The organism is Affinundibacterium amnicola (genome assembly GCF_014284275.1).
Classification (GTDB): Bacteria; Pseudomonadota; Gammaproteobacteria; order Burkholderiales; family Burkholderiaceae_D; genus Undibacterium; species Undibacterium amnicola.
Window position 1 is genome coordinate 1 of the sequence record NZ_JACOFU010000006.1, and the last position, 13,684, is coordinate 13,684.

10 protein-coding genes and 1 tRNA gene are annotated in these 13,684 nt (G+C 46.1%); all 11 read left to right on the forward strand.

Features of this window, described 5'->3' with window-relative positions:
* On the forward strand, window positions 1–125 hold a 125-nt coding region (locus H8K33_RS14175), incomplete at its 5' end, for an EF-Tu C-terminal domain-related protein (RefSeq protein ID WP_463315754.1).
* Window positions 126–195: 70 nt separating this feature from the next.
* A tRNA-Trp gene (locus H8K33_RS14180) sits at window positions 196–271 on the forward strand.
* Between the two features lie 37 nt (window positions 272–308).
* The gene (secE, locus tag H8K33_RS14185) at window positions 309–689 is read left to right on the forward strand and encodes a preprotein translocase subunit SecE (RefSeq protein WP_186891707.1); all 381 of its coding nucleotides are present in this window, start codon (window positions 309–311) and stop codon (window positions 687–689) included.
* The gene (gene nusG / locus H8K33_RS14190) at window positions 689–1,294 is read left to right on the forward strand and encodes a transcription termination/antitermination protein NusG (protein ID WP_186891708.1); all 606 of its coding nucleotides are present in this window, start codon (window positions 689–691) and stop codon (window positions 1,292–1,294) included. Before secE ends, nusG begins: the two co-directional genes overlap by 1 nt.
* A gap of 170 nt (window positions 1,295–1,464) precedes the next feature.
* Window positions 1,465–1,896 (forward strand): 50S ribosomal protein L11, encoded by a 432-nt coding sequence (gene rplK, locus H8K33_RS14195; protein WP_186891709.1) that lies wholly within the window; start codon window positions 1,465–1,467, stop codon window positions 1,894–1,896.
* Window positions 1,896–2,591, forward strand: coding sequence for a 50S ribosomal protein L1 (gene rplA / locus H8K33_RS14200; RefSeq protein ID WP_186891710.1), 696 nt, complete (start codon window positions 1,896–1,898; stop codon window positions 2,589–2,591). The genes rplK and rplA overlap by 1 nt, the downstream gene beginning before the upstream one ends.
* Before the next feature lie 308 nt (window positions 2,592–2,899).
* Complete coding sequence (gene rplJ / locus H8K33_RS14205; RefSeq protein ID WP_186891711.1) at window positions 2,900–3,433, forward strand: 50S ribosomal protein L10; 534 nt, start codon at window positions 2,900–2,902, stop codon at window positions 3,431–3,433.
* Between the two features lie 50 nt (window positions 3,434–3,483).
* A complete protein-coding gene (gene rplL / locus H8K33_RS14210; RefSeq protein WP_186891712.1) occupies window positions 3,484–3,855 on the forward strand; it encodes a 50S ribosomal protein L7/L12 in 372 nt (123 codons plus the stop codon).
* A gap of 261 nt (window positions 3,856–4,116) precedes the next feature.
* Window positions 4,117–8,223, forward strand: coding sequence for a DNA-directed RNA polymerase subunit beta (gene rpoB, locus H8K33_RS14215; protein ID WP_186891713.1), 4,107 nt, complete (start codon window positions 4,117–4,119; stop codon window positions 8,221–8,223).
* Between the two features lie 241 nt (window positions 8,224–8,464).
* The gene (rpoC, locus tag H8K33_RS14220) at window positions 8,465–12,694 is read left to right on the forward strand and encodes a DNA-directed RNA polymerase subunit beta' (RefSeq protein WP_186891714.1); all 4,230 of its coding nucleotides are present in this window, start codon (window positions 8,465–8,467) and stop codon (window positions 12,692–12,694) included.
* 115 nt (window positions 12,695–12,809) lie between these two features.
* Window positions 12,810–13,607: a biotin--[acetyl-CoA-carboxylase] ligase gene (locus H8K33_RS14225; protein WP_186891715.1), complete on the forward strand. Its 798-nt coding sequence runs from the start codon at window positions 12,810–12,812 to the stop codon at window positions 13,605–13,607.
* Window positions 13,608–13,684 lie beyond the last annotated feature (77 nt).

The window sequence follows — 13,684 nt, forward strand, 5'->3', positions numbered from 1 at the left end:
ATAACGTTTCTATCACAGTAAAATTGATCAACCCGATCGCGATGGAAGAAGGTCTCCGTTTCGCGATTCGTGAAGGTGGTCGTACTGTTGGTGCAGGTGTTGTTGCTAAAATTATCGCTGGTTAATTGTTTTAAGTAGTAAAAATGAGCTGGATAGTAATTTAAAAATTGCTATCCACTCATTTGTAAAAGCCGTAGGGGTGTAGCTCAACTGGCAGAGCGTCGGTCTCCAAAACCGAAGGTCGTAAGTTCGATCCTTACCGCCCCTGCCACCATCAAGGCCAAAAGGCATCGAAAGTAAAAATCAGCATGTCTAACCAAACCGTTCAAACTGTCAGCACTTCTAATGATAAATATAAAATCATTTTGGCGGTGATTGCTGCCGTTGCTGGTGTCGTTGCATTTTATGTTCTCGCTGGTCAGGCGAAGTATGTGCGTTTAGGTGCTTTATTTGGTGGTCTCGCATTGGCTTTGGTGTTGGTCTTTATTTCCGAGACTGGCCGTGAGTTGGTGTCGTTTGCTAAGGAGTCGACTCGCGAGGCGAAAAAAGTTGTTTGGCCTACGCGTAAAGAGGCTGGGCAGATGACTGCAGTGGTATTCGGATTCGTTTTAGTGATGGCGATTTTCCTTTTTACTACTGATAAAGTTCTTGAATATTTGATTATGAACGTAATTCTTGGGCTTAAATAATGAGCGAACAAACCTCGGAAAAGAATATAGACGGCGCGCCAGAGCAAGACTCTGGTGTTTCTGTCCCTAAGAGTGCAAAAAAATGGTATGCCGTGCATGCCTATTCTGGGATGGAGAAGAGTGTTCAGCGAGCATTGTTGGAGCGTATTGAGCGCGCCGAGATGCAAGATATGTTTGGGCAAATTCTCGTTCCGACCGAAGAAGTAATTGAAGTAAAAAATGGTAAGAAAAGTGTGACAGAGCGTCGTTTATTTCCAAGCTATGTGTTTGTAGAAATGGAAATGACTGATGACACTTGGCACTTGGTAAAAAATACGAGCAAAGTTACTGGCTTTATCGGTGGTAAGTCAAATAAGCCTGCGCCAATTCCTCGTCATGAGATTGAGAAAGTTTTGCAGCAAGTTCAAGATGGTGTTGAAAAGCCAAGACCGAAAGTTTTGTATGAGGTTGGTGAAGTAGTCAGAATTAAAGAAGGCCCATTTACAGATTTTAATGGCAATGTCGAAGAAGTCAATTACGGCAAGTCGAAAGTCAGAGTAAATGTCACTATCTTTGGTCGTGCAACTCCAGTTGATTTGGAGTTTGCTCAAGTTGAAAAAGTCTAAAGAATATATTTAGCGGTTGCACTTTTGTTTGTGTGCCGATAAAAAAGTAATAAGTAGTAAGCGGGGCTGGCACCGCGCAGCAATGTAAAGCTCAGTGAAAAAAAGCGAGGAGCCTCTTAATTGAAATTTTAATTAAAAGGCGCTACCACTCAACCATAGAAGGAGCCATCATGGCAAAGAAAATCATTGGTTTTATCAAGCTGCAAGTGCCAGCTGGTAAAGCAAATCCATCCCCACCAATCGGTCCAGCATTGGGTCAACGTGGTTTGAATATCATGGAATTCTGCAAAGCGTTTAACGCGCAGACTCAAGGTATGGAACCAGGTATGCCAATTCCAGTTGTGATCACAGCATTTGCTGATAAGTCTTTCACATTCGTGATGAAGACGCCTCCAGCAACTTACATGATCAAAAAAGCAGCTGGCATTACTAAAGGTTCTGCTAAACCGCATACAGACAAAGTTGGCAAAATCACTCGTGCGCAAGCCGAGGAAATCGCAACAGTCAAACAAAAAGATTTGACTGCAGCTGATATGGAAGCAGCCGTGCGTACAATCGCAGGTTCTGCTCGTTCCATGGGCATCACGGTGGAGGGTCTGTAATGGCTAAGTTATCTAAAAAAGCAAAATTGCTGAAAACAAAAGTAGATCGTTTGAAGGTTTACCCATTTGATAACGCTATCGCGTTGATCAAAGAGTGCGCAACTGCAAAATTCAACGAATCTATCGACGTTTCTGTTCAACTCGGTGTTGATCCTAAGAAATCTGACCAAGTTGTTCGTGGCGCAGTTGTATTGCCGGCTGGTACAGGTAAGACAGTACGCGTAGCGGTATTCGCACAAGGCGCTAAAGCTGAAGAAGCTAAAGCAGCTGGTGCTGATATCGTTGGTATGGAAGATTTGGCTGAGCGTATCAAAGCTGGCGACATGCCATTTGATATTGTGATCGCTTCTCCAGACACAATGCGTATCGTTGGTACTTTGGGTCAAGTTTTGGGTCCACGTGGTTTGATGCCAAATCCAAAGGTTGGTACTGTGACTCCTGACGTTGCAACAGCAGTTAAAAATGCTAAAGCGGGTCAAGTGCAATACCGTACTGACAAGGCAGGTATCATCCACACAACAATCGGTCGTAAATCTTTCGCTGATGGCGATTTGAAATCGAACTTGTTGGCCTTGATCGAAGCATTGAACAAAGCTAAACCAGCAACAAGCAAAGGTGTTTACCTGCGTAAAATTTCCATCTCATCCACTATGGGTGCAGGTGTGCGCGTAGACCACATTAATTTGTCTGCTTAATTAAGAATCAAGTCCATTCATCTTTTATTTAGATGAATGGCGCATCTTTGGGCTGTTTGTTATTGCTTACTTCGGTAGGTAGTGGCGGGCAGAGTGTCAAAGACCGTTGGGCTTTTTAAATTCGTTTAGAAAGTTAATTGTTGAGAAGTGATTCTTGATGCCCAACGCAGATGGTGTACCCGAGCAAGTTTTGTAGTGACTACTGGTAATCCAGTGAAACTCCTAACTTCGGACGCCGTGTTCGAAACGATATGAGAGAAGTGCATCATTGTGGTGTGCAGACTGAATATCATTAATGGAGGTTGACCGTGAGTCTCAATCTGAATGACAAAAAGGCTGTTGTCGCTGAAGTCTCTGCAAAAGTAGCAAAAGCACAGACTATCGTCGTAGCCGAATACCGTGGCATACAGGTCGGTCATTTGACGCAATTGCGTGCGCAAGCACGTGCTCAAGGCGTATACATGCGCGTGTTGAAAAACACACTCGCACGTCGCGCTGTTGAGGGAACTGCATTTGCAAGCCTCGCTGACGAAATGACTGGTCCGTTGATCTATGCGATCTCGGAAGATGCTGTTGCTGCTGCTAAAGTCGTTAATGACTTTGCAAAAAGCAATGACAAGTTAGTCGTCAAGGCTGGTAACTACGCTGGTAAATCCTTGGATAAAGCTGGTGTTGTTGCGTTGGCAAGCATTCCTGCTCGTGAAGTATTGTTGGCGCAAGTGTTGGGTATGATGCAGGCTCCTGTATCAGCATTCGCACGTGCTTTGGCAGCACTCGCAGCAAAACAAGAATCTGGTTCACCAGCAGCACCGGCAGCAGTTGCCGAAGCAGCAGCTGAATAAGATTTTTCGTCAAATACCGAATCATAGTAATTTAAATATTGGAGTTTCAAATGGCAATTAGCAAAGACGATATCCTGGAAGCCGTAGGCGCGATGTCCGTAATGGACTTGAACGACTTGGTTAAGGCATTCGAAGAAAAATTTGGCGTTTCCGCTGCTGCAATGTCAGCTGGCCCAGCTGCTGGTGCTGCTGCTGCTGCGGTTGAAGAACAAACAGAATTCAACGTAATTCTGGCTGAAGTGGGCGCGAACAAAGTTGGCGTGATTAAAGCAGTTCGTGAAATCACTGGTTTGGGCTTGAAAGAAGCTAAAGACTTAGTTGATGGCGCACCAAAAGCAGTTAAAGAAGCTGTTTCTAAAGCGGATGCTGACGCTGCTAAGAAGAAATTGGAAGAAGCTGGCGCGAAAGTTGACGTTAAGTAATTCTATGCTATACTGGCGGACTTTCGAGTTTGCCTAAGTCAAAGTAAGGAATCTTCTTGCAAGAGAAGGTTCCTCTTTGGCTTCTCTGTCGTTCTCACGGCAGAAATATTTGTAAGTTCGTTGAAATTTCCTAAGCCGAATCCCATAAGGTGAGGGCTGAGACTTGAGGTTTCTTGATGGTTTTTCTTGTAGTGTCATTTACCTGGAAAAAAGTTTTGAAATCTGAATTCTCCATCCTTCCTTGCCACTCACGGAGTGTCCATGCACTACTCATTTACTGAGAAGAAGCGCATTCGCAAATCTTTTGCGAAACGCGCTAACGTCCACCACGTTCCGTTCCTGCTGGCGACCCAGCTCGAGTCATATCATAGTTTTTTACAGCAAGACAAAGTTGCGTCTGCGCGTAAAAATGAAGGCCTTCAATCGGCCTTTACTTCGATATTTCCGATCGTGTCGCACAATGGGTTCGCTCGTTTAGAATTTCTATCCTACGTTTTAGGCGATCCAGCCTTTGACGTCAAGGAATGTCAACTGCGCGGTTTGACATTTGCCTCTCCTTTACGTGCCAAAGTGCGTTTGGTGATTCTGGATAAAGAATCTCCAACCAAGCCTGTCGTTAAAGAAATGAAAGAGCAAGAAGTGTACATGGGCGAATTGCCGCTCATGACCAACACAGGCTCTTTCGTGATTAACGGTACTGAGCGCGTTATCGTATCTCAGTTGCACCGTTCGCCTGGTGTGTTCTTTGAGCATGATCGCGGCAAGACGCATTCTTCCGGTAAATTGCTGTTCTCAGCGCGGATTATTCCTTACCGTGGTTCTTGGCTCGACTTCGAATTCGATCCTAAAGATATTCTGTTCTTCCGTATTGACCGCCGTCGTAAGATGCCTGTCACTATTTTGTTGCGTGCCATCGGCATGAGCAACGAGCAGATTCTCGCAAATTTCTTCGTTTTTGATAATTTCGGCTTACATAGCGATGGCGCGGAAATGGAATTCGTTGCAGAACGTTTGCGCGGCGAAGTTGCGCGTTTTGATATCTCTGACAAAGCTGGCAAATTGATCGTTGCGAAAGACAAACGTATCAATTCTAAGCATGTACGTGAAATCGAATCTGCTGGTATCAAGATGATTTCCGTACCAGAAGACTACTTGCTTGGCCGTGTATTAGCGAAGAATATCGTTGATGCGGATACAGGCGAAGTGGTTGCAAACGCCAATGACGAGTTGACAGAAGAATTGTTGGCAAAATTGCGCGATGCAAAGATCACTGACATTCAAACTTTGTACACGAACGATCTTGATCAGGGTGCTTACATTTCTCAAACTCTGCGTGCTGATGACACTGCTGACCAAATGGCAGCGCGTGTAGCGATCTACCGCATGATGCGCCCTGGCGAACCGCCAACAGAAGATTCTGTAGAGGCTTTGTTCAACGGTTTGTTCTATAACGAAGACCGTTACGATTTGTCCGCAGTGGGTCGTATGAAATTCAATCGCCGTATTGGTCGTGATGAATTGACCGGTGCGATGACTTTGTCGGATGACGATGTCTTGGCTGTTATCAAGATCTTGGTTGAGTTGCGCAATGGTCGCGGCGAAGTTGATGATATCGATCACTTAGGTAATCGTCGCGTACGTTGCGTTGGTGAATTAGCTGAGAATCAGTTCCGTGCTGGCTTGGTGCGTGTTGAACGCGCTGTGAAAGAGCGTTTGGGTCAAGCAGAAGCTGACAACTTGATGCCGCACGATTTGATCAACTCTAAGCCTATCTCTGCAGCGATCCGTGAATTCTTCGGTTCCTCACAATTATCTCAGTTTATGGATCAAACGAACCCATTGTCTGAGATCACGCATAAGCGTCGTATCTCTGCTTTGGGACCTGGTGGTTTGACACGTGAACGTGCTGGCTTTGAAGTACGTGACGTTCATCCAACGCACTACGGTCGTGTATGTCCGATTGAAACACCAGAGGGGCCAAACATTGGTTTGATCAACTCTTTGGCGCTGTATGCACGTTTGAACGAATATGGTTTCTTAGAGACACCTTATCGTAAAGTTATCGACGGCAAAATCACGACGCAAATTGATTATCTGTCTGCGATTGAAGAAGGTCGTTACATCATCGCTCAGGCGAATGCGACGATTGATGGCGCAGGTATGTTGAGCGATGAATTGGTTTCTTCTCGTCAGGCTGGCGAGACAATTCTGGTTTCCCCAGAGCGCGTTCAATACATGGACGTTGCGACTGGTCAGGTCGTTTCTGTTGCGGCATCTTTGATTCCGTTCTTGGAACACGATGATGCGAACCGTGCGTTGATGGGTGCCAACATGCAACGTCAAGCAGTTCCTTGCTTGCGTCCAGAAAAAGCATTAGTCGGTACAGGTATCGAACGCACAGTTGCGGTCGATTCAGGTACTACAGTACAAGCATTGCGCGGCGGTAAAGTTGATTACATCGATGCAGGTCGTATTGTTATTCGTGTTAATGACGCGGAAGCACAAGCGGGTGAAGTCGGTGTAGATATCTACAACTTGATCAAGTACACACGTTCTAACCAAAATACGAACATCAACCAACGTCCTATCGTGAAAGTTGGCGATATCGTTGCGAAGGGTGACGTATTGGCTGACGGTGCATCAACGGACTTGGGCGAATTGGCTCTGGGTCAAAACATGTTGATCGCGTTTATGCCATGGAACGGTTATAACTTCGAAGATTCGATTTTGATCTCTGAAAAAGTTGTTGCTGATGATCGCTACACATCGATTCATATCGAAGAGTTGTCTGCTGTTGCTCGTGATACGAAGTTGGGTGCTGAAGAAATCACACGTGATATCTCTAATCTCGCTGAAAATCAATTAGCGCGTCTGGATGAATCCGGTATCGTTTATATCGGTGCAGAAGTGACTGCTGGTGATACGCTGGTCGGTAAAGTGACGCCAAAAGGCGAAACACAATTGACGCCAGAAGAAAAACTCTTGCGTGCGATTTTCGGTGAAAAAGCATCTGACGTTAAAGATACATCCCTGCGCGTGCCGTCTGGCATGGTAGGTACAGTTATCGACGTTCAAGTCTTTACACGTGAAGGCATCCAACGCGACAAACGTGCTCAACAAATTATCGATGATGAATTGAAGCGTTACCGTCTCGATTTGAACGATCAGTTGCGTATTGTGGAAGGCGATGCTTTCGAACGTTTGCAACGTATGTTGGTCGGTAAAGTGGCTAACGGTGGTCCAAATAAATTGGCTAAAGGCGCAACGATCACTAAGGAATACTTAGCTGAAGTTGATAAGTACCACTGGTTCGATATTCGTCCAGCGGATGAAGATGCAGCACGTTCTATCGAAGCGATTAAAGATTCTATCGCTGAAAAACGTCATCAGTTTGATCTGGCGTTTGAAGAGAAGCGTACTAAGTTGACGCAAGGCGATGAATTGCCACCAGGTGTACAAAAAATGGTTAAGGTTTACTTAGCTGTTAAGCGTCGTTTGCAACCAGGTGACAAGATGGCGGGTCGTCACGGTAACAAGGGTGTGGTTTCACGCATTGTTCCGGTTGAAGATATGCCATACATGGCTGACGGCACACCAGCGGACATCGTGTTGAACCCATTGGGTGTTCCATCACGGATGAACGTGGGTCAGGTTTTGGAGGTCCACTTAGGTTGGGCAGCTAAAGGCTTGGGCTTGCGTATTGGTGAGATGTTGAATGCTAAGGCAAAAGTCGAAGAAATTCGTGGTTTCTTGAAGCAGATCTATAACGAGTCTGGTAAGACAGAAGACATCGATGGTTTGTCAGATAGCGAAATTCTGGAATTGACTTCCAACTTGAAAAAAGGCGTACCTTTCGCGACACCAGTGTTTGACGGTGCGCATGAAAGTGAAATTCGTCGCATGTTGGACTTGGCTTACCCAGACCATATCGCAAAACAACTCGGTATGACGCCTTCGAAGAATCAAGTCACTTTGTACGATGGACGTACTGGTGAAGCCTTTGAACGTAATGTCACTGTCGGTTACATGCACATGTTGAAATTGCACCATTTGGTCGATGACAAGATGCATGCACGTTCGACTGGTCCTTACTCTCTCGTTACTCAGCAACCATTGGGCGGTAAAGCGCAATTCGGTGGTCAGCGTTTCGGTGAGATGGAGGTGTGGGCACTCGAAGCGTACGGCGCGTCTTACGTCTTGCAAGAGATGTTGACGGTGAAGTCCGATGACGTGAATGGCCGTACCAAAGTGTACGAAAATCTCGTTAAGGGTGATCACGTGATCGATGCTGGTATGCCAGAGTCGTTCAACGTTCTCGTGAAAGAGATCCGCTCTTTGGGTATCGATATCGATCTAGAACGTAATTGATCAGCAATTAATAAGTTTTAAATTAGTAAATTGGTAGCAAACCTTCGCCCGAATTCACTTCGGGCGTTGGTCATTCAGATGGGTCTTAATTTTCTGTGCTTTTTGTTCCCGGTAGTAGCGGAACTTGTGTCGAACACGATGTCGATCAGGCTCTCCCGTTATTGCGAACAGGGTTAAACCTAAAGTTAGTTAATTAACTCGTCAGCTTTAAGCGATTCAACTCTTCACTGGAGTGATATACATGAAAGCCCTGCTCGATCTATTCAAGCAAGTTCAGCCCAATGAACAATTCGACGCGATCAAAATTGGTCTCGCGTCTCCAGAAAAAATCCGTTCATGGTCCTATGGCGAAGTAAAAAAGCCAGAAACAATTAACTATCGTACCTTCAAGCCAGAGCGCGACGGCTTGTTCTGCGCAAAAATTTTTGGCCCAATCAAAGATTACGAATGCCTGTGCGGTAAATATAAACGCTTAAAGCATAGGGGCGTAATCTGCGAGAAATGTGGTGTTGAAGTGACATTGGCAAAAGTGCGTCGTGAACGCATGGGCCACATCGAATTGGCTTCACCAACAGCCCACATCTGGTTCTTGAAATCCTTGCCATCCCGTTTGGGTATGGTGCTCGATATGACTTTGCGTGATATCGAACGCGTTTTGTATTTTGAAGCGTATGTAGTCACCGATCCAGGTATGACTCCGCTGAAAAAATGCCAGATCATGTCTGAAGATGATTACGCAGCGAAGTACGAAGAGCATGGTGATGAATTCACCGCGTTCATGGGTGCAGAAGGTATCCGTGAATTGTTGCGCTCTATTGATATCGATCGTGATGCAGAAACTTTGCGTACTGAACTCAAAGAATCCAAATCTGAAGCGAAGATCAAAAAGTATTCCAAGCGTTTAAAAGTATTGGAAGCTTTCCAACGTTCTGGCATTAAGCCAGACTGGATGATCATGGAAGTGTTGCCAGTGTTGCCGCCAGAATTGCGTCCATTGGTACCGTTGGATGGTGGTCGTTTTGCGACTTCCGATTTGAACGATTTGTATCGTCGCGTCATTAATCGTAATAACCGTTTGAAGCGCTTGATGGAATTGCGCGCTCCGGAAATTATTACGCGTAATGAAAAGCGTATGTTGCAAGAAGCGGTCGATTCATTGTTAGACAATGGTCGTCGCGGTAAAGCGATGACTGGTGCGAACAAGCGTCCATTGAAATCTCTCGCTGAGATGATCAAAGGTAAGGGCGGTCGTTTCCGTCAAAACTTGTTGGGTAAACGCGTCGATTACTCTGGTCGTTCCGTTATCGTGGTTGGTCCACAACTGAAGTTGCATCAATGCGGTTTGCCGAAATTGATGGCTTTGGAATTGTTCAAACCATTCATTTTCAATAAATTGGAATTGATGGGCTTGGCGACAACGATCAAAGCAGCGAAGAAACTCGTTGAAATTCAAGAGCCAGTGGTTTGGGATATCTTGGAAGAAGTGATTCGCGAACATCCAATCATGTTGAACCGTGCGCCTACTTTGCACCGTTTAGGTATTCAAGCGTTTGAGCCGGTATTGATTGAAGGTAAAGCGATCCAATTGCACCCACTCGTCTGCGCGGCTTTCAATGCCGACTTCGACGGTGACCAAATGGCGGTTCACGTTCCTTTGTCTATCGAAGCACAGATGGAAGCACGCACATTGATGCTGGCTTCTAACAATATTTTGTTCCCATCAAACGGCGAACCATCTATTGTGCCTTCTCAAGATATCGTGTTGGGTCTTTACTATGCATCTCGCGAAGCCATCAATGGCAAAGGCGAGGGCATGATGTTCCCAGACGTTTCTGAAGCGATTCGTGCTTGGGATAACAAAGAAGTGGAATTGGCGACACGTATTACCGTACGTATTACTGAATATCCAAAAGATAAAGCAACTGGCGAGTTCGTTAAAACAGTTAAGCGTTACGAAACCACAGTTGGTCGTGCGATCTTGTCTGAAATCTTGCCAAAAGGCTTGCCATTCTCAGTCTTGAATCGTCCATTGAAGAAGAAAGAAATTTCTAAGTTGATCGATACGTCCTTCCGTAAGTGCGGCTTGCGCGCAACGGTGGTGTTTGCTGATCAATTGATGCAGTCTGGTTTCCGTTTGGCGACCCGTGCTGGTATTTCTATCTGTATCGATGACATGTTGGTACCACCACAAAAAGTCACATTGTTGGCAGCGGCAGAGCACGAAGTGAAACAAATCGAGCAGCAATATGCTTCCGGTTTGGTGACTGCGGGCGAACGTTACAACAAGGTTGTTGATATTTGGGGTAAGACCGGTGATGAAGTCGGTAAGGCCATGATGGAACAGCTGAAAGTTGAAGCGGTTACTCGTCGTGACGGTACAGTTGGTACGCAAGAATCTTTCAACGCGATTTATATGATGGCTGACTCCGGTGCGCGTGGTTCTGCAGCACAGATTCGTCAGTTGGCAGGTATGCGTGGTCTGATGGCGAAACCAGATGGCTCGATTATCGAAACACCGATTACTGCGAACTTCCGCGAAGGTCTGAACGTTCTTCAGTACTTTATTTCTACGCACGGTGCACGTAAAGGTCTGGCAGATACGGCGTTGAAGACAGCGAACTCCGGTTACTTGACGCGTCGTTTGGTCGACGTTACGCAAGATCTGGTTGTGATCGAAGATGATTGCGGTACAGCGAACGGCGCTTCCATGAAAGCCATCGTTGAAGGCGGTGAAGTTAACGTGCCTTTGCGTGATTTGATTCTTGGTCGCGTTGCAGCGAATGACATCGTTAATCCAGAAACACAAGAAACTTTGTATGCTGCTGGTACTTTGCTCGACGAATTTATGGTCGAAGAAATCGAAGCCTTAGGCATTGATGAAGTGAAAGTACGTACACCATTGACATGTGACACACGCTACGGCTTGTGCGCGATGTGCTACGGTCGTGATCTTGGTCGCGGCTCTATGGTTAATGCGGGTGAAGCAGTTGGTGTTATCGCTGCGCAGTCCATCGGTGAACCAGGTACTCAGTTGACGATGCGTACTTTCCACATCGGTGGTGCGGCTTCTCGTGCAGCGATTGCGTCTTCTGTTGAAGCGAAGTCCAACGGTACGATTCGTTTCACAGCAACGATGCGTTATGTGACGAATGGTAAAGGCGATCAAATCGTTATTTCTCGTTCCGGCGAAGTTTTGATCACAGATGACCACGGTCGTGAACGTGAACGTCATAAAGTACCTTACGGTGCGACATTGATCGTGAAAGACGGCATGACGATCAAAGCTGGTACAGATTTGGCGACATGGGATCCATTGACACGTCCTATCATCACTGAGTACACAGGTCAGGTGAAGTTTGAAAACGTCGAAGAAGGCGTAACAGTTGCTAAGCAGGTTGATGATGTCACTGGCTTGTCGACTTTGGTGGTAATCGATGCGAAACGTCGTGGTTCTGCTGCTGGTAAAACTTTGCGTCCACAAGTTAAATTGTTGAACGAAGCTGGTGAAGAAGTGAAAATTTCTGGCACTGAGCACGCGGTAACAATTGGCTTCCAAGTCGGCGCTTTGATTACAGTAAAAGACGGTCAACAAGTTCACGTTGGTGAAGTGTTGGCGCGTATCCCGACTGAATCACAAAAAACGCGTGATATTACCGGTGGTCTCCCACGTGTTGCTGAGTTGTTTGAAGCACGTTCACCAAAAGACGCAGGTATGTTGGCGGAAGTGACTGGTACGGTGGCGTTTGGTAAAGAAACCAAAGGTAAGCAACGTCTGGAAATCACTGACATGGATGGTCAGAAGCATGAGTTCCTGATCACCAAAGACAAACAAGTTTTGGTGCATGACGGTCAGGTTGTCAACAAGGGTGAAATGATTGTTGACGGCCCAGCCGATCCACAAGACATCTTGCGTTTGTTGGGTATCGAAGCTTTAGCACGCTATATCGTTGACGAAGTGCAGGACGTGTATCGCTTGCAGGGTGTTAAGATCAATGACAAGCACATTGAAGTGATCGTACGTCAAATGTTGCGTCGTGTTGTCGTTGTGAATCCAGGTGATGCGAACTACATCATGGGCGAACAAGTTGAACGCTCTGATTTGTTAGGTGAAAACGATCGCGTTACTGCGGCTGGCGGTATCCCTGCAACCTATGAAAATATCTTGTTGGGTATTACCAAAGCTTCCTTGTCGACAGATTCCTTCATCTCTGCCGCTTCCTTCCAAGAGACCACACGTGTTCTCACAGAAGCAGCGATCATGGGTAAGAAAGATACTCTGCGCGGCTTGAAAGAAAACGTCATCGTGGGTCGTTTGATTCCAGCCGGTACAGGTTTGGCGTATCACCGTGCGCGCAAGATGAAAGAATCTTGGGAAGCCGATGAACGTGCAGCCTTGTTGCAAGCTGAAAAGGAAATCTTCGCACCAGCAGCAGAAGTAGTTGCTACTGATGTGAATACTGATGAAGCGTAATTTGTAATTCAGAGTTACTAAGTCAGACCTGAAAACGGCACCGTGGAATTTCTGCGGTGCCGTTTTTATTTATCTGCTGTCTGTTTAGTCGGTACAAACTTAGAAGGTAGTAGAAATGACGCGATTAGAAGCGAAGCTGATTGAGCAAGCTTTGTATGGCCTTAACCAAGCTAACGATTATCCTGAAATATCGATCGAAGTAGTTGATGAAACTGGTTCGACAAATGCGGATTTAATGTGCAGGGCGAAGAATCTAAATACGCCAACTTTGTTGGTGGCTCGGCATCAGACCGCAGGGAAAGGACGCGCAGGAAGACGTTGGGTATCGACACCTGATGGTGTGCTGACTTTTTCATTGGCGTGGGAATTTGCTGTTGGTGGGCAGGCGTTGTTGGGCTTACCGCTAGCGGTAGGTGTTGCACTTGCTGAACGGCTGATACAACTCGGTGTGCCAGCCAAGTTAAAATGGCCTAATGACATCTTAAAAGATTCGAAGAAATTAGCCGGAATTTTGGTGGAGTCGCAGACGGGCAATCGAGGAACCTGTTGGGCGATCATTGGTGTGGGTTTGAATTTACGTGTTCCAGCGGAATTAGAAAAAGACATTGGGCAAGAAGTTGCGGATGCTGCCTGGCTTGCTCAGATGGATAGGAATCAATTACTGGCCGAGTTGATACAGGCCTTGCAGGTCGCTTTACATGAATTTGCGCTGCAAGGCTTTACGGCTTTCGTTGATCGTTGGAATCATCTACATGCATATGCCCAGCAAACCGTGATGATTGTCGAACAAGCTGAAGTGCTGCATCAAGGACTGGCATTGGGGGTTGATCACCAAGGTTGTTTATTGTTGCAAACGGAACAGGCGCGTTTGCTTATCCATTCAGGTGATGTCTCTTTGCGACCTTTGCCGTAAAATACGATCTCTTGCACTAAGCTGCACTGAGCTGCACTAAAAAATACTAAAGCGCACTGAAACCTTATTGGTAATTG

Bases quoted from the DNA above. Each gene is read 5' to 3' on its own strand.
- secE (WP_186891707.1), top strand. From the start codon at position 309: ATGTCTAACCAAACCGTTCAAACTGTCAGCACTTCTAATGATAAATAT.
- nusG (WP_186891708.1), top strand. From the start codon at position 689: ATGAGCGAACAAACCTCGGAAAAGAATATAGACGGCGCGCCAGAGCAA.
- rplK (WP_186891709.1), top strand. From the start codon at position 1,465: ATGGCAAAGAAAATCATTGGTTTTATCAAGCTGCAAGTGCCAGCTGGT.
- rplA (WP_186891710.1), top strand. From the start codon at position 1,896: ATGGCTAAGTTATCTAAAAAAGCAAAATTGCTGAAAACAAAAGTAGAT.
- rplL (WP_186891712.1), top strand. From the start codon at position 3,484: ATGGCAATTAGCAAAGACGATATCCTGGAAGCCGTAGGCGCGATGTCC.
- rpoB (WP_186891713.1), top strand. From the start codon at position 4,117: ATGCACTACTCATTTACTGAGAAGAAGCGCATTCGCAAATCTTTTGCG.
- rpoC (WP_186891714.1), top strand. From the start codon at position 8,465: ATGAAAGCCCTGCTCGATCTATTCAAGCAAGTTCAGCCCAATGAACAA.
- H8K33_RS14225 (WP_186891715.1), top strand. From the start codon at position 12,810: ATGACGCGATTAGAAGCGAAGCTGATTGAGCAAGCTTTGTATGGCCTT.